Below are 15,905 nucleotides of genomic sequence, written 5' to 3' on the forward strand. Positions count from 1 at the left end.
TAGCCCCGCTCCGTGCCGTTTCCCAGCGACCGCCAGGGGGTGCGGCGGCCGCTGCGCTGGGTAGCGAGGTCAATTGTGCCCGCCCGAATCATGATCTGCATCACACTCGGATGGATGTCAGTCGAATGGCCGCTCACTCTCACCGGAGTGGCAGTTCTTACTTCGGTGATGTGCGTGTGGTGCATGCGACGGGTCGGTTAGGCCGAACCGGTCACGTTCCGCGCGCGGGTCTCATCTGTGGGTCTGCCCCCGCTGCTCGGCGGCGGTCACGGCGGAGGCGATCTCGGCCACGCCCCGGTACTCGCCGGGGGGCAGCGCCCAGAGCGCGTGCCGGGTCTGCGCGTCCACGCCGTTGTAGTCGGCCCAGGACAGGATTTCCCAGGTTTGCGCCGGGAAGCGGATGCCTTGCAGTGCGGCGGCTATGAGCTGGATGGTGCGGTCGGTCACGGCCCACCTCCGGGAGCGTCGCAGCGATGTGTCCTACATCACACTACTCCCTCGCCGGCGAGGGTGCCCGCGGCTTTTGCGACTTTTGAGGCCAATGGTGTGAAAGTGACGCGTGAGATTTGATCTCCGATGTGGCCCCGGGTCCGGGCGCGTCCCGGTTGTTGTCTGTGCAATCGAATCAAATTCCCGGGCCTGAGCGCCATCGAATACTAACTCCACGCTAAGAATTTCGGCCGACCTGTGCTATCACGGGTGGATCTCGAAAACCTTGCACTAGATCTCTTTGAGCGGTGCGTGGATCGCGGTACTTTCCGATCATCGTGACGTGTGGTGCTGGATGTGACTAGTGATGAGTGCATCCGGACCCGCGTGACGGGGGGTTAGGGCCGGTCGCAGGGGTGGTTCTCGACCGGTCCGCGTAACGAGGGGGCTCGTTGCGCCGTGACGCCGGTCGTTATTGGCCGGCGTGGTTCGCGCGGCCTGGGTCGCGCGTTCGGTGACCGGTGTCGCGCTGGCGTGTGCCGGTATCTGGGCTGGTCAAAGACGTACGGGTGTTGTCCTGTGCGCTCGCGGCCGGCCACGAGGGGTAGTCGGGTCGGGACCGGGTGACCGGTCGCGGCGGGTCGGCAAACGGGTTACCTGGATGCCGGCTGTCCGCGAAATGAAAGCAGCCTAAGAACTACGTTCCGTGTGGAACATTTTTCTTGCGGTTACCTAAGTTCTGCGGTAGCAATAAAGGGCACTAAAACCTCCCGGCGCTCGCCGGGAGGGTGGTTTCCACGAAGGAGAAATCTCGTGCGCAAGCTTCACAAGGTGGCGGTCCCGGCGTCCGTGACCACCGCCGCGATGCTTATTGGCAGTGGCACTGCGTTTGCCCAGGACGCGGGCGCTGGTGCGGCCGCGGGTGGCAGCGTCGACGTCGGTGGCCTTTTGGGTGGCCTGGGGAGCGCGCTGGGCGGCCTGCCCATCGTGGGTGGCCTGCTTTCCAGCATTCTGGGGCTCATCGGGCTCTGATCCCACCGAGCCGTTTACCCCTGTTGAACGGCTCGAGGGGAGCAAGGTGCACGTGAGTTACGGCAGCCGTTGCGCGCGGTGATGAGGTCCACCGCGCGCAACGGTTCGCCGAAATTGTCTGATTGCCCGCGTGGGGTAGTCGCGTCCTTATTACGGGACTATCTCGACCGTTTTTTCCGCACCGCGAAACCGCTGCCCGGATTTCCCCGATTCAGTCCGGCAGCATGGGCATGTCCGCATCCAGCTCGCGGCCCAGCAGCACGCCCCGGGTGACCGCCGTCCGGCCGAACCGGGTCCGGGCCAGGTCCACCGCCGTGTCCAGTTCCGGCGGTGGCCGGTCGAAGGGCAGGGTCAGCTGCCCGGTGGATGCCTCGGCCAGGTTGCCCACCGCGATGCCGATCAAAGTCAGGCCCCGGCTGTCGATCATCGGACGGGCCGCGCGCAGCAGCGTGCGGGCCGAGGTGAGGACCGTCTGGGTGTGCGCGGTGGCCTCGGCCATCGTGTGGGACCGGGTCGCCCGGGTGTAGTCGGCGAACCGCAGCCGCAGGGTCACCGTCCGCCCGATCCGCTCGGCCGCCCGCATCCGCCGGGTGACCCGGTCCACCAACCCGATCAGCATGGTTTCCACCTCGGCCCACGGCCGGGGGCGGCGGCCCAGCGCGCGCTGCGAACCGATGGAGCCGCGCCGGCGCCCGGGTTGCACCACCCGGGGGTCCCGGTTGTGCGCCAGCGCGTGCAGGTGCCGCCCGGACGCCCGGCCGAGCAGGGCCACCAGCGTGGCCTCGGTGAGCTCGGCGACCTCGGCCACGGTGGTGATGCCCCAGCCGTGCAGCTTGCCGGCGGTGACCTCGCCGACCCCCCACAGCATCCGCACCGGCAGCGGGTGCAGGAACGCCAGCTCGCCCTCGGTGGGCACCACCAGCAGCCCGTCCGGCTTGGCCACCCGGCTGGCCACCTTGGCCAGGAACTTGGTGCGCGCCACGCCGACGGTGATGGGCAGCCCGACCTGCTCCGCCACCCGCGCGCGCAGCCGGGCGGCGATCCGCTCCGGGGTCTCCCCGGTCAGCCGCCGCAGGCCGCCGACCTCGAGGAACGCCTCATCGATGGACAGGCCCTCGACCAGCGGCGTGGTGTCGTGGAAGACCTCGAACACCGCCCGACTGGCCTCGGTGTACGCCTCGAACCGGGGCGGCACGACGATCGCCCCCGGGCACAGCCGGCGGGCCTGCGCACCGCCCATCGCGGTGCGCACGCCATGGGCCTTGGCCTGATAAGAGGCCGCCAGCACCACGCCCCCGCCGACGATCACCGGCCGGCCGCGCAGCCGGGGGTCGTCGCGCTGCTCGACCGAGGCGTAGAAGGAGTCCAGGTCGGCGTGCAGGATCGACTCGGACACGAACAGATGTTCGCATACCTCACCCCGTGACGGCCAGTTCCTCCAGTGCATGGAACGCGGTGGACGGGCGCCACCGCGGTGCCTCGTCCACCGGGCGCAACCCGGGGTACCGGGAGAACAACCTCGGCAGCATCTCCGTCGCCTCCAGTCGCGCCAACGCCGCGCCGAGGCAGAAGTGGATGCCGCCGCCGAAGCCGAGGTGACCGGCCGGCACCCGGGTCAGGTCCAGCCGGTCCGGGTGGTCGAACCGGCGCGGGTCCCGGTTGGCCGCATGCAGATCCAGTACCACCGTCTGGCCGGCGCCGATCCGTGCGCCACCCACCCGCTGCTCCGCCACCGCCGTGCGAACCAGCGCCTTGACCGGCCCGGTGAACCGGATCAGCTCCTCCACCGCGCGCGCCGGGTCGGCCAGCAGGTGCGGCACCTGCTCGGGGTGGCGCAGCAGCTCGTGGGTGCCGGTGGTGATCAGGTTGGTAGTGGTCTCGTGGCCGGCGGCGAGCAGCAGGATGCAGGTGGCCAGCACCTCGTCCAGGGTCAGCCCCTCCAGCCCGAGCAGCTCGCTGATCAGGTCGTTTCCCGGCCGGTCGGACCGCTCCACCAGCAGCGGGGTGAGGAACAGCATCACCTCGGTGGACGCGGTGGCCGAGCGCATCAGGTCGTCCCGGGTGGGGTTGAACTCGAGCAGCCGGACCAGGTTCGAGGTCTGCGCGGCGAACAGCTCGGCCCCCTCGGTGCCCACGTCGAACAGCTCGCAGATCACTGCCAGCGGCACCGGCGCGGCCACCTCGGTGAACACGTCCACCTCGGGGCCGTCGGCGAACAGGTCGTCCAGCACCGCGTCCACCACCGCCGCCACCCGGGGCCGCAGGGCCTCGATGGCCCTCGGGGTGAACGCCGGGGCGAGCAACCGGCGCAGCCGGGTGTGCTCGGGCGGGTCCATGAGCAGCAGCGAGCCCTGGGGCAGCTCGCGCAGCGCCTCGTTGGCCCACTCGCCGTTGCGCGGGTCGCTGCTCCAGCCGCTGCCCCGCAGCACCCCGGTGACCTCCTCGAACCCGGTCACCCGGTAGGCGTTGGTGGCGGCGTCCCAGTGCACCGGGGCGTCGGTCGCGCTGGTCATGTCCGGACCCCCCGGAACTCGAAGTCCAGCTCGCCGTACTTGGTGGCCGGCGGGCCGCCGTTGTCCCACTCGTCCTTGATGGCGGCCCACGGGCCGGTGCCGCCCAGTGCGCCGAGCACGGCGGTCATGCCGGTGTCGATGCGGGAGATGAACAGGTAGTCCGAGCGGGTGGTGAGCTTGCGGACCACCCGCGCGTGCGGCCCGTTCGGGGAGAACTCGGCGTTCACCACGGTCCGGGCGAACTCCTCGGTGTAGGTGTAGGGCTGCGGTCCGACCAGCGGAGCCAGCGAGTCGACGAACCAGGCCAGCAGTTCCCCGGCGTCCGGCGGATCGGCCAGGTCCACGAACCCGCCCTCGGCGGCCTCCCGCAGGATGGCCTCGGGGTCCCGGGCGGCGGTGGCCCGGATGATCGCCTGCATGGTCCGCACCTGCTCCGGGCGGAACCGCTTCACGCAGCCGAAGTCCAGGAAGGTGACCGTGCCGTCCGGGTGGAACAGGTAGTTCCCGGGATGCGGGTCGGCGTTGAAGGCGCGCAGCAGCCGCAGGTTGCCGGCGGTGAACCGGAAGATCGCCTCGGACCACCGGTCGCGCAGGTCCTGGCCGGCGCGCAGCGCCTCGGCGTAGCGCTGCCCCTCCACGAACTCCATGGTGAGCACCCGGCGGGTGGTCAGCTCGTCGAGCACCTCGGGCACCCGGATGAACGGGTGGCCCCGGTAGAAGTCGGCGAACTCGCGCTGGTTGGCCGCCTCGGTCAGGTAGTCGATCTCCTCGCCGATCCGCTCGCTGACCTCGGCGGCCATTGCCCGCAGGTCCATGTTGGTCAGCCCCGGGGCCATGCCGGCGAGCAGCCGGAAGAAGGTGGCCAGCAGCTCGGTGTTCTTCAGGTCGGCCCGGATCGCCCGGTCCACCCCCGGGTACTGGATCTTCACCGCCACCGCCCGGCCGTCCGGCAGCCGGGCTTTGTGCACCTGCCCGATGGACGCGGCGGCCACCGGCTGCGGGTCGAACTCGGTGAACACCTCGCCCGGAGAGCGCCCCAGCTCCTCGGTCAGCGTCCGGACCGCCAGCTCTGCCGGCATCGGTGGAGCGGAGTCCTGCAGCCGGGCCAGCGCCTGCTGGTAGATGCCCCGGTACTCGTCCTCGACGGCGGTGGAGAAGGTGACGAAGGACAGGATCTGGCCGGCCTTCATCAGCACGCCCCGGGAGCGGCCCAGCTGTTCGGCGTACCGCTCGGCGTTGCGGGTGTGGCGGTCGGCCGCCTTGACGCCCCGCCGTTGGTTGCGCAGCGCGGCGACCACGGCCTCGCCGGCGGTCCGCCCGGCCAGCCCGACCAGCGGGGCCACCCGGGCCACCCGTCCGCCGGGGATCTCCTCCGTCATTTTCCGTCCCCTCAGTTCCCTCTTGGATGAGCTAAGTGTTTACTTAGGAACATGGCGGTGTCAACCAGGGAACGGATCCTGGACGCGGCGATGGAGCTCTTCGGCCGGCAGGGCTACAAGGGCACCAGCGTGGTGCAGATCGAGCGGGCGGCCGGGCTGAGTCCGGGCGCGGGCGGCATCTACCACCACTTCCGCACCAAGGAGGAGCTGCTCGCCGCCGGGATCGAGCGACACCTGTCCCGGCTGGCCGCGCTGCGCGACATCCGCGCACTTTTCACCGGCCTCGGCGACCTGCGCGCCGAGCTCACCCTCACCGCCCGCTACGCGCTGGCCGAGCTGGACCGGGAGGCCGACCTGCTGCGCATCCTGGCCTCGGAGAGCCGCACCCGCCCCGACCTGGTCGAATCGGCCGTCCGGCAGTTGGTGCAGGCCACCTACGCCGGCTTCGCCGACTGGCTGGCCGAGCGGGCGGGATTGTCGCCCGAACGTGCGGAGGCAGTGGCCGCGGTAGCCCTGGGTGCACTGTTCTCCACTCGGTTGTTGCGGCTGTTGCTGGGCGCCGATCCGATCGGCGTGGACGACTCTCAGTTCGTGGAGACCTGGGTGGAGATGGTTGCGGCTTTGCTTGGGTGACGTCTTGTGGTGCTTTTGGGTGGGCGGGTGCGGCTTTAAAGATTGGCTCGGACGGCCGGGTGGGGTGGTCGGTTGGGGTGGGTGCCGGCCGTTGCGGTTCGGGCGGCTGTTGCCGCTCGGTTTCGGGGGTTGGTTACCGGGTGTAGTCGCCGGTCGTCATCGAGAGCATGCTGAGTCCGGTCCCGCCCATGATCGAACCGGACTGAGCCAGCTCTCGGTGCATACGGCCCCGAGCTTCCGCCGCCTCGCCGTCGCATTTGTCCCAACCGTCACAGAACTGGTCACTCAGGGTGGCTGCAGGTTCAGGCTGGAGCGCACCGAAAGGCGACGGGCGGCACCTCAGCCCGGCAGGAAGCCGAGCCGCGCCGTCCAAGCCGATCTTTAAAACCCGCACCGCACCGAACGGACCCCAACTTGGGCGAGACATGTGGAGTGTGTACGTACTACGCTGTGTCGCGCGCCCCGGCTTGCTTCAACGGTGAAAGGAACGCGGTCGTGACCGATAAGGAGACGCGCCTCGGCATCTACGAGCGCATGTACCGGATCTTCCGGACGGACGAGTCGATGCGCCAGCAGATCATGAAGGGCGCGGTGTCGGTGATCTACTACTCGCCGCGTGGCCAGGAGGGCATACCGGCGGCCGTCTCGGCGGCGCTCACCGCCGATGACTACATCACCACCACCTACCGGGGCCTGCACGACACGATCGCCAAGGGCGCCCCGCTCAAGGAGGTCATCGCCGAGATCATTGGCCGCTCCACCGGCACCAGCAAGGGCAAGGGCGGCATCATGCACCTGAACGACCCCCGGGTGGGCGTGATGGCCACCTCCGGGATCGTCGGCGGCGGGGTGCCGATCGCCAACGGGCTGGCGCTGCGCTCGCAGATGACCGGCTCGCCCAACGTGACGGTGACCTACTTCGGCGACGGCGCCTCCAACATCGGCGCCTTCCACGAGTCGCTGAACATGGCGGCGGTGTGGAAGCTGCCGGTGGTCTTCGTCTGCCAGAACAACGAGTACGGCGAGTTCACTCCGCGCATGGAGTCGATGAACGTCAAGGAGGTCGCGACGAGGGCGAGCTCCTACGGCATGCCGGGCGTGACGGTGAACGGCAACGACCCGGACGCCATGTACGACGCCGCGCGGACCGCCGTGGAACGCGCCCGCGCCGGCGAGGGCCCGACGCTGATCGAGGCCATGACCTACCGCTTCATGGGGCACGTGTTCGGCGTGGACACGATGGAGTACATGCCGAAGGAGGAGATGGCCGCCGCGATGGCGAACGACCCGGTGCCGGCCTACCGCCAGCGACTGATCGATCAGGGGGCCACCTCGGAGGACGAGATCGCCGCCCTGGAGGCCCGCGTGGACGCCGAGGTCGCGGAGGCCGTCGAGTTCGCGCTCAACTCGCCGCCACCGGACCCGGCGGATACCTACACCGACGTCTACGCGGAAGTGGTGCCGGCATGAGGCCGGCGACTCCGGCAGGAGCTTCCCGCGCCCGACGGAACCACAACGAGGTGGAGAAATGAGCGAGTCCAAGCAGTCGATGGTCGCCGCCCTCAACTCAACCCTGCACGCGGCGCTGGAGAACGACCCGGACGTGTTCCTGCTGGGCGAGGACATCATCGACCCGGTGGGTGGCGCGTTCGGCATCACCAAGGGGCTGTCCACCAAGTTCGGCCGCGACCGGGTGCGCGAGACGCCGATCTCCGAGCAGGCGATCATCGGCGCGGCGATCGGCTCGGCGATGCTCGGCGGCAAGCCGATCGCGGAGATCATGATCGCCGACTTCTACGCGGTCTGCTTCGACCAGGTGGCCAACCACGCGGCCAAGCTGCGCTACATGTCCGGCGGGCGGACCACGGTGCCCATGGTGGTGCGCGGGATGCTCTCCGGCGGGCTCAACTTCGCCGCCCAGCACTCCCAGTCGGTGGAGGCCTGGATGATCCACTCGCCGGGCCTGAAGGTGGCGATCCCGTCCACCCCGGCGGACGCGAAGGGCATCCTGAGCACCGCGATCGACGACCCCGACCCCGTGATCATCTTCGAGCCGGTGATGCTCTACGGGTCCACCGGCATGGTCCCGGACGGCGCGCACAAGGTGCCGTTGGGCAGCGCGAACGTCGCCCGCGAGGGTTCGGACGTCACCGTGGTCACCTACGGCTCGCAGGTTCCGCTGGCGCTCGGCGTGGCCGAGCAGCTGGCCGGCGACGGCATCGACGTCGAGGTGGTGGACCTGCGCTGGCTGCAGCCGTGGGACGAGGCCACGGTGCTGGAGTCGGTGCGCAAGACCACCCGCGCGGTGGTGCTGCACCAGGCGGTCAGGCGGGCCGGGTTCGGCGCCGAGCTGGCCGCCGTGCTGCAGGAGAAGCTGTGGGGCACGCTGCGCGCGCCGGTGCTGCGGGTGGCCGCCGCGAACACCCCGGTGCCGTTCGCCACCGAGCTGGAGCAGACCCACTTCCCGACACCGAACGACCTGGTCACGGCCGTCCGCCAGGTGACATCCGGCTGAATTCCACCGATTATTATATGTCTATATAGGCTACTGATTCCGTTTCGGCCGGTACGCGTCCGCCCGGTGGCTGACCCGGACGGCCAACACGGTCCGTGCCCGTTCGTCCAGCCGAACTAGCACTCGGTAGTCGCCCCGGCGCGCGGACCGGTACGCGGTGAGCTCGTTGCGCAGCGGCACGCTGACTGCCGCCGGGTCGGCCGCCAGTGGTCCGGTGAGGAACGCGTCGATGGCCGCCGCCACCCGGCCGGGCAGCCGGTGCAGCCCGCGCCGGGCCTCGGCGGTGAGCGCGATCCGCCAGCGGGTCGCCCCCGGGGCGGCCGGGCCGGCGGACCGCGAGCCGGGCGCCCCGGCGGCCACCCCCGGGGCCTCGACCGGTGGGTCCGGCCACGGGCGGGGAAACCGGCTGGGTGGGCTCGGCCTGGCCCGATTCCGCGAGTACGGGGGATGGCTCACCGCTGGGCCGGGGTGGTCTCGCCGGACGCGTACTGCGCCTCGGCGGACGCCACCGCGTCCGCGATGGCCGGCTGGGAGAGCCAGTACAGCGTCTCGTGCAGCGAGTCCAGGTCGTCCGCCGCCATCAGCACGGCGGCCAACCGGCCGTGCCTGGTGATCTCCACGATCTCGTGCGTGGTCTGCACCTCTTCGACCAACGCGGAAAGCTTGTCCTTGGCCTCGCTGAGCGGCAGGTTGCGGGGCATGGCGGAAATGATAACAGTTCTAGCCAGAATTCAGGCTAATCGCTGGCCAGAATCCCGGCCGATTGCGAGCTACTTCTGGTCTATATTCGTGCCAGATAGAGCGAATACTGTAGCCTAGACGGTGCATTGCGATGTTATAAGGCCTACTGTTCTCCGTTGCCTGTGCAAGGATATAGCCGCAAGTCCGATACCCTCGGAGAGATGATGACAAGCGCAGCGGCGTTCGTTCGCCCGGTTGAGGCAGCCTCGGTTGTCGAGCGGGTCACTTCGGAGATTCGTAGTTCGATCCTGTCCGGCCGCTTAGCGCCGGGGCAGGAGTTTTCGCTGCGCCAGATCGCCGGACAGCTCGGGGTCAGCTTCATTCCGGTGCGCGAGGCGTTGCGCAGCCTGGAGGCGGAGGGCCTGCTGGTCACCCGGCGCGGCCGCAGCGCCGTGGTGGCACCGCTGGACGCGGACGAACTGCACTCGCTGACCCGGTTGCGCGGGTTGATCGAGCCGGACCTGCACGTCAAGTCGTGTCAGGTCATCGCGGCCGAGGAGCTGGACCGGCTGGAGCAGTTGCTGCAGGTCAGCAACACCGGTGGGCACGACACGGACGAGGCCTTCGAGCTGTACCACGCATTCCGGGTGGGGCTGGTCGCGCCGGTGGCCACCGCCTGGGACCTGCGGATCATGGAACGCGTGTGGCGGGCGATGGACCGCTACTACCGGATCGCGATGAGCCGGGCGAGTGAGGCCGACGTTGCCGAGGCCGACTCGCTGCGCCGGGCACTGCTCGCCGCGTTCCGGGAGCGGGACACCGAGGCGGTGTGGTCGGCGACCATGCGCCGGGTGGAGTTCGCCGCGTCCATGGCCGAGCGTTCCCTCACCCCCTGAGAGCCCCGGGTTCGTTCGACCCGGCGGCCCGGTCGTCGGTGTCGTCCGCCCTGCCGCCCGACTACGACCGCGACCCCGGTCGTTTTCTCGCGAACCAGCGCGCCACCGCACGGTTCTCGCAGGTCGGTGACCTGCACCCGCTGGTGGCCGACCAGTTGGCCAGCCTCGGCGCGCACTCCGTGCTGGACCTCGGCGGCGGCTCCGGCCCGCTGGCCAGGCTGCTGGGGGACCGCCGGGTGTGGACCGTCGTGGCGGACCGGGCCCGGCATGTGCGCATGGCTCCCGCGCCCCGGGTGCGCGCGGATGCGCTGGCCCTGCCGTTCGCCGACGGTTCGTTCGACGCGGTCGCCGCGCTGTGGATGCTCTACCACCTGGACGAGCCCGCGCGGGCTCTGCGCGAGGCGCACCGGGTGCTCCGCCCGGCCGGCACCTTCGTGGCGTGCACGTCCAGCCGGACGAACGACCCCGAGCTGGCCGAGGTGCTGCCCGACTGGGGCCGGCGGACCACGTTCGACGCGGAGGACGCGGTGCGCATCGTCGGCCGGTCGTTCCACGTCATCCGGGTAATCACCTGGGACCAGGCCTTCGTCACCCTGCCCGACCGGTCGGCCGGCGCGCTGTTCCTGCGCGGCCGGGGCCTGTCCGAGCGGCGGGCCACCCGTGCGGCCGCTGAGCTGCGTTACCCGATGAGCGTCACCAAGCGCGGCACGTTGATCTGGGCCCGGCGGCGGTCCCACCCCGCGCACGCCTGACTCGGGACACGCGCCAACCGGTTTGGTCGCGGCGAAATCACGGTTGGGTGTTGATGCGCATCTTGATCGCACATGTGGGGTATGTGTAGGCGGTGGGGGTACGCACGGTAGTCACTTTCGGGCTGGGGGCGCTGCTGACAGCCGGCTTCGTCCTCGGATGGGTGCAAGCCGGAAACGAGCCCGAGCTGACCAACCTGCCGGTGCCCCGGTTCGGCTCGGCCAACGGCGGTGACCCCAACGCCGCGCGCGCCGCCCGCCGGGAGACCCTGCTGCCGGTCGACTGCGGCGAGGTGCTGCCCGGCCCGGTGGACGCCGCCGCGCTGCTCGCCATGCCCACCGGCAGCGTGACCGCGCGCGGGATCATCGGCGTGGGCTCCCCGTCCGTGGGCCTGCTGGAGCGCCTGACCTGCAACTTCTTCCCGGCGCACAAGGCCAGCGGCCCGCCGCTCATGGTGATCGGGCTGGCCGCGTTCACCGACCAGGCCGGCGCCCGGGCGCAGCGGGACCGCAACATCGCCGCCGAGCGCGCGGACACCTTGGCCAGCCGGCCGGTTCCGTTCGGGGACGCGGTGGCCACCCTGCTCAGCCAGCGGGACAACTACCTGCTGATGGTCACCTACGACCGGTACACGGTGACCGCCAGCGTGGCCCGGCGGCTGGTGCCGGAGGCGAACGCCGAGGCGGTGCTGGTGGATCTGGTCCGCCGGGTGTGGCCCGGGGTGCTGCCGCCCGGTTCCATCCCCGCGTCGACCGGGCCGCCGACCACCGGGGTGGCCGATGCGCGGCCCCTGCGTGCGCCTGGGTGAGACTGACCGGGTGAGCGAGCAGCCGGAACTGGTGGTGGCGGACGCGTCGGCGTGGCGGGAGTGGTTGGCCACTCACCACGGCGACTCGGACGGCGTGTGGTTGGTGCTGGCCCGCAAGGGGGTCACCGAGCCGACCTCGCTGACCTACGCGCAGGCGTTGGACGAGGCGCTGTGCTTCGGCTGGATCGACGGCCAGGCGCGGGGCGGGGACACCCAGGTCTACCGGCAGCGGTACACCCCGCGCCGGGCGCGCAGCATCTGGTCGGTGCGCAACGTCTCGCTGGTGGAGGCGCTGCGCGCGGCCGGCCGGATGCACCCGGCCGGCGAGGCGGAGTTCGAGCGGGCCCGGGCGGACGGCCGGCTGGCCGCCGCGTACGAGGGGCCGGCGCGGGCCCAGGTGCCGGCGGACCTGGCCGCCGCGCTGGCCGGCGAGCCCCGGGCGGAGGCCATGTTCGACATCCTGACCAGCCAGAACCGGTACGCCATCCTGCACCGGTTGCACAACGTGAAGCGCGCCGAGACGCGCGCCCGCCGGCTGGCCCAGTTCGTCGAGATGCTCGCCCGGGGCGAAACCATCTACCCGCAGAAACGCACGTTGGGTTAGTGCGTGACCGCCGGCACGCCGGGTGCCGGTAGGTCGTCCCGCTGCCACGGCCGGGCCATGAGCACCAGGAACAGCGTGGCCACCACCGTGCCGGCGGCCATCACCACGCCCATCGCCGGCGCGTCGTTGCCGAGCAGTCCGACCGTCGGCGAGGTGATCGCGCCGACGCCGAACTGGACCGCGCCGAGCAGCGCGGCCGCCGTGCCGGCCGCCTCCCCGTGCGCGGCCAGCGCCACGGCGGGCGCGTTCGGCAGCACCAGGCCGGTGAAGAACAGCACGGTCCACAGCGGAATCGCGACGCCGTACAAGCCGCCGAAGCCGGTGCCCGCCGTGACCAGCAGCAACAGCCCGGAGGCCGAGGCGAACATGCTGCCCGTGACCAGGATCTGGTGCGGCGCGAACCGGCGCAGCAGCCGCGCGTTCAGCTGGGTCGCGGCGATCAGCCACACCGCGCTGGCCCCGAACATCAGGCCGAACTGCCCCTGGTCCAGCCCGAACTGGCCCTGGAACACGAACGACCCGCCGGCCACGAAGCCGAACAGCCCGGCCATGGCGAACCCGGCGACCAGCACCAACCCGACGAACCCGCGATCACGCAGCAGGCCTCCGTAGGTGCGCAGGGTGTCCCGCAGCTCCAGCGGGCGTCGCCGCGTGCGCGGCAGCGTCTCGGGCAGCGCGAACGCCGCGTAGACGGCGATGAGCAGCGAAAGTGTGCCCAGCGCGACGAACACCCCGCGCCAGTCCGTCCAGCTCAGCACCGCTGAGCCGAGCGTCGGAGCCAGTACCGGGGAAACCCCCATCACCAGGATCAGCCGGGAGAGCAGCGTGGCACCCTCCCGCTCGTCGTACAGGTCGCGCACCATGGCCAGGGCCAGCACCATGCCGGCCGACGCGCCCAACCCCTGCAACACCCGCGCCACCATCAGCAGCTCGATGTTGGGCGCCACCAGGCAGGCGACGGAGGCGATCACGTGCACCGCGGCGCCGGCCAACAGCGGCCGCCGCCGGCCCAGCGCGTCGGACAGCGGGCCGACCAGCAGCTGGCCCAGGCCGAGCCCGAGCAGCGTCCCGGTGAGCGTGAGCTGGATGGTGGATTCGCTGGTCAGCAGGTCGGCCGCGATCTTCGGCAGGGCCGGCAGGTACATGTCGATGGACAGTGGCCCCAGTGCCACCAGCGCGCCGAGCACCACGGCCAGCCGGAGCTGGCTGGGTCGGCGGACGCCGTTCGAGTCAGTCTGTGTTAATCGATCGTCGGCGAGAGTCACGGACGGTTGTCAACGCTGTGCGTTCCCGGTTGTTCCGGCCACCCGTCCGGATGTGAAGTAACCCAATTCAGTTGACTCGGATCCCGGGAAAGCCGCAGGGTAGTGCCGGTTCCGCCGGACGCGCCACCACACGATCGGGGGGCGCCGGTATTCAATCCGCACGGACAGGCGATAGTTCATTCATGAGGCTCTCCCGCATCGCGCTCATCCTGGTGTCGTTCGCCGCGCTCGGCGTCGGCGTGTGGCTGGGGCTCACCCCGATCCGCGCCCAGATGACCGCAATCAGCCCCGACCTGCGGCGGCTCGACGTGTCCTGCGGCAATGGCTACCTGGGCGAGAGCCCTCGGGTGCTACCCGGCGACGCCATCGAGCCGCCCGGGGAGCGGGGCGTGCTGGTCCGGGTTTCCGATTACCGCGCGTACTGTGACCCGGCGGTCGGCCAGCGCCGGCTGGGCTCCTGGGCGCTCACCGCGCTGGGCGCGCTCGGGTTGGCCATCACGCTGGCCGGGGCAGGCCAGCGCGGCCCGGTCGAGCCGCCCGCGCCCAAGCCCGCCAAGTCCCGCCGCAAGTCCTCCGACGACGACCCGGAACCCGACGCCGACCCGGACCCCGGCCCCACCCCGCCCAAAACCGTAGGCGAACTAGCCGCCGAGCGCGGCCTAACCACCCGCCCCACCGACTGATTCAGTCCCTTCCGCACCCTGATTCAGTCGGTTCCGCACCCTGTTTCAGTGGGTTCCGCACCCTGTTTCAGTCGGTTTGGCACCCTGTTTCAGTGGGTTTGGCACCCTGATTCAGTGGGTTTGGCACCATGTTTCAGTGGGTTTGGCACCATGTTTCAGTCGGTTTGGCAGGGTGGTTCAGTCAGTCGCCGGCCAGTTCGGAGCCGGTCGGGATCCACCGGCCGGAGTCGCGCCAGCGGACCGCCTCGGCGAAGCCGTGCTCGGCGGCGTAGTCGCGGAACCAGCGGCCCTCCGGGGAGTGCCGGGTGATGCCGTCGAACAGGGTGGCGAGCAGTTGGGTGCCGGCCATGCCCATGTTGTCGTAGGCCTGGTTGATCATCAGTTTCTGCATGACCAGCTGGTTCACCGGCACCCCGGCGATCCGGTCGGCCAGACCCTCCACGGCGGCGTCCAGCTTGCCCGCCGGCACCGCCTCCAGCACCAGCCCCCACTCGGCGGCAGTCTCCCCGGAGATTGTGTCGCCGGTGAACAGCATCCGCTTGGCCTTTTCCGCGCCCAACCGGTAGACCCACATCGCGGTGGTCGGGCATCCCCACACCCGCGCCGGCATGTACCCGATCCGGGCGTCCGTCGCCATGATCACCTGGTCGCAACAGAGGGCGATGTCGCTGCCCCCGGCGACCGCGTATCCGTGCACCTTGGCGATGGTCGGCTTGAGCGAGCGCCACAGTGACATGAAGTGGTCGGTGTTGCGCTTCATCATCTGGAAGTCCTTGATCGGGTCCCAGACCGGCGGCTGGAAGGCCTCGCCGGCCTCCGCGTACCGCTTCAGGTCGTAGCCGGCGCAGAACGCGCGGCCCTCCCCGCTCAGGATGATCACGTGCACGTCCGGGTCGTCGTTCGCCCGGGCGACGGCCGCCGACAGCTCGACGGCCATCTCGGCGGTGATCGCGTTGAGCTGTTCGGGCCGGTTGAGCGTGAGGTACGCCTTGCGGTCGGCCACCCGGTAGCGCAGCGTGTGGAACTCTTCGGCGGACATGCCGCCATGGTTTCACAGTCAGGTCGGACTGTGAACGGGCGTAGATGTGCCATCTCGACTGAATCACCCTGCTGAAGTGACTGAATCGGGGTGCTGGAGTGACTGAATCAGGGGGGTGGTGGGGGGTGGGGGTGGAGGTGGGGGGCGAGGATGGCGTCGGCCAGGGCGGGGTCGTCGCGGAGGATTGAGGTGAGGGCCAGGCCGCGCAGCACCATGAGCAAGGACTCGAGTTCGGTGCGGGTGGGGAAATCGGGGGCCAGTACATCGCGTACCGCGCGGCCGATCTCCCGCTGCGAGGGCAGCAGCGCGGCGCGCAGCTCGGGGTCGGTGCGGGCGGCCAGCCAGAGCTCCAGCCCGGCCTGGAAGAACGGGCCGGACATGGCCGCACGGACGGCGGCGACCCGTTCCGAGCGGGTGTCCGGCGCGGTGGCGCGGATCTGCCCGAGCTGGACCTCGGCGATGTGCCCGATGGCGGCGGCCAGCAGGTCGCCCTTGGACCGGAAGTGGTGCAGCAACGCGCCCCGGGACACCCCGGCGCGCTGCTGGATGCGCTGCGTGGTCGTGCCGGCGTAACCGTGCTCGATCAGGCACTCCACCGTGGTCTCCAGCAACAGCCGGCGCGTCCGGTCGCGCTGTTCGCGCCGGGTCATGGTGGCCACTCGGGGGAGCCTACCGGCG

18 protein-coding genes are annotated in these 15,905 nt (G+C 70.5%); 9 read left to right on the plus strand and 9 right to left on the minus strand.

Annotated elements, in window-relative coordinates:
• Positions 1-231: 231 nt before the first annotated feature.
• Positions 232-447, minus strand: coding sequence for a DUF2795 domain-containing protein (locus ABEB12_RS31910; RefSeq protein ID WP_185063448.1), 216 nt, complete (start codon positions 445-447; stop codon positions 232-234).
• 795 nt (positions 448-1,242) lie between these two features.
• Between ABEB12_RS31910 and ABEB12_RS31915 the strand changes: the two genes are divergently transcribed.
• Positions 1,243-1,461 carry a hypothetical protein gene (locus ABEB12_RS31915; RefSeq protein ID WP_185063449.1) on the plus strand — a complete coding sequence of 73 codons (219 nt, stop codon included), beginning with the start codon at positions 1,243-1,245 and terminating at the stop codon, positions 1,459-1,461.
• A 211-nt stretch (positions 1,462-1,672) separates the two neighbouring features.
• Here the strand turns inward: ABEB12_RS31915 and dinB are convergent, their stop codons facing one another.
• From dinB to ABEB12_RS31930, 3 genes are read right to left on the minus strand one after another with little or no spacing between them, the layout of a single operon-like run.
• Entirely contained in the window at positions 1,673-2,863 is a 1,191-nt protein-coding gene (gene dinB, locus ABEB12_RS31920) for a DNA polymerase IV (RefSeq protein ID WP_345703356.1), read from the minus strand.
• Between the two features lie 13 nt (positions 2,864-2,876).
• Entirely contained in the window at positions 2,877-3,974 is a 1,098-nt protein-coding gene (locus tag ABEB12_RS31925) for a cytochrome P450 (RefSeq protein WP_185063451.1), read from the minus strand.
• Complete coding sequence (locus ABEB12_RS31930; RefSeq protein ID WP_185063452.1) at positions 3,971-5,353, minus strand: AarF/UbiB family protein; 1,383 nt, start codon at positions 5,351-5,353, stop codon at positions 3,971-3,973. Before ABEB12_RS31930 ends, ABEB12_RS31925 begins: the two co-directional genes overlap by 4 nt.
• Before the next feature lie 51 nt (positions 5,354-5,404).
• Between ABEB12_RS31930 and ABEB12_RS31935 the strand changes: the two genes are divergently transcribed.
• The 3 genes from ABEB12_RS31935 (at position 5,405) to ABEB12_RS31945 (ending at position 8,501) form a co-directional block, all read left to right on the plus strand.
• Positions 5,405-5,986, plus strand: coding sequence for a TetR family transcriptional regulator (locus ABEB12_RS31935; RefSeq protein WP_185063453.1), 582 nt, complete (start codon positions 5,405-5,407; stop codon positions 5,984-5,986).
• Positions 5,987-6,481: 495 nt separating this feature from the next.
• Entirely contained in the window at positions 6,482-7,456 is a 975-nt protein-coding gene (locus tag ABEB12_RS31940; RefSeq protein WP_221498459.1) for a thiamine pyrophosphate-dependent enzyme, read from the plus strand.
• A gap of 58 nt (positions 7,457-7,514) precedes the next feature.
• Complete coding sequence (locus ABEB12_RS31945; RefSeq protein WP_185063454.1) at positions 7,515-8,501, plus strand: pyruvate dehydrogenase complex E1 component subunit beta; 987 nt, start codon at positions 7,515-7,517, stop codon at positions 8,499-8,501.
• A 30-nt stretch (positions 8,502-8,531) separates the two neighbouring features.
• Here ABEB12_RS31945 and ABEB12_RS31950 read toward each other — a convergent pair whose 3' ends face one another.
• Positions 8,532-8,861 carry a type II toxin-antitoxin system RelE/ParE family toxin gene (locus ABEB12_RS31950; protein WP_221498460.1) on the minus strand — a complete coding sequence of 110 codons (330 nt, stop codon included), beginning with the start codon at positions 8,859-8,861 and terminating at the stop codon, positions 8,532-8,534.
• Between the two features lie 92 nt (positions 8,862-8,953).
• A complete protein-coding gene (locus ABEB12_RS31955; protein WP_185063455.1) occupies positions 8,954-9,202 on the minus strand; it encodes a type II toxin-antitoxin system prevent-host-death family antitoxin in 249 nt (82 codons plus the stop codon).
• A 201-nt stretch (positions 9,203-9,403) separates the two neighbouring features.
• Here ABEB12_RS31955 and ABEB12_RS31960 point away from each other — a divergent pair, with 201 nt between their 5' ends.
• The 4 genes from ABEB12_RS31960 to ABEB12_RS31975 all read left to right on the plus strand — a co-directional run bounded on the left by ABEB12_RS31960 (position 9,404) and on the right by ABEB12_RS31975 (position 12,240).
• Positions 9,404-10,078, plus strand: coding sequence for a GntR family transcriptional regulator (locus ABEB12_RS31960; protein ID WP_185063456.1), 675 nt, complete (start codon positions 9,404-9,406; stop codon positions 10,076-10,078).
• Positions 10,079-10,116: 38 nt separating this feature from the next.
• Positions 10,117-10,830: a methyltransferase domain-containing protein gene (locus ABEB12_RS31965; RefSeq protein WP_185063457.1), complete on the plus strand. Its 714-nt coding sequence runs from the start codon at positions 10,117-10,119 to the stop codon at positions 10,828-10,830.
• Between the two features lie 161 nt (positions 10,831-10,991).
• Positions 10,992-11,636 carry a hypothetical protein gene (locus ABEB12_RS31970; protein ID WP_185063458.1) on the plus strand — a complete coding sequence of 215 codons (645 nt, stop codon included), beginning with the start codon at positions 10,992-10,994 and terminating at the stop codon, positions 11,634-11,636.
• 10 nt (positions 11,637-11,646) lie between these two features.
• On the plus strand, positions 11,647-12,240 hold the full coding sequence (locus ABEB12_RS31975) for a YdeI/OmpD-associated family protein (protein ID WP_345703315.1): 594 nt from the start codon (positions 11,647-11,649) through the stop codon (positions 12,238-12,240).
• On the opposite strand, the gene ABEB12_RS31980 is transcribed toward ABEB12_RS31975, so the two are convergent.
• Positions 12,237-13,505, minus strand: a complete 1,269-nt coding sequence (locus tag ABEB12_RS31980; protein WP_185063460.1) for a Bcr/CflA family efflux MFS transporter — start codon at positions 13,503-13,505, stop codon at positions 12,237-12,239. The genes ABEB12_RS31975 and ABEB12_RS31980 overlap by 4 nt on opposite strands.
• 182 nt (positions 13,506-13,687) lie before the next feature.
• Between ABEB12_RS31980 and ABEB12_RS31985 the strand changes: the two genes are divergently transcribed.
• A complete protein-coding gene (locus ABEB12_RS31985) occupies positions 13,688-14,188 on the plus strand; it encodes a hypothetical protein (protein ID WP_185063461.1) in 501 nt (166 codons plus the stop codon).
• Between the two features lie 181 nt (positions 14,189-14,369).
• Here the strand turns inward: ABEB12_RS31985 and ABEB12_RS31990 are convergent, their stop codons facing one another.
• Entirely contained in the window at positions 14,370-15,227 is an 858-nt protein-coding gene (locus tag ABEB12_RS31990; RefSeq protein WP_185063462.1) for a crotonase/enoyl-CoA hydratase family protein, read from the minus strand.
• A gap of 107 nt (positions 15,228-15,334) precedes the next feature.
• Positions 15,335-15,877 carry a TetR family transcriptional regulator gene (locus tag ABEB12_RS31995; RefSeq protein ID WP_185064573.1) on the minus strand — a complete coding sequence of 181 codons (543 nt, stop codon included), beginning with the start codon at positions 15,875-15,877 and terminating at the stop codon, positions 15,335-15,337.
• Positions 15,878-15,905: the final 28 nt, after the last annotated feature.

The organism is Actinospineispora eucalypti, from assembly GCF_039543365.1.
In the GTDB taxonomy this organism is placed as follows: Bacteria; Actinomycetota; Actinomycetes; order Mycobacteriales; family Pseudonocardiaceae; genus Pseudonocardia; species Pseudonocardia eucalypti.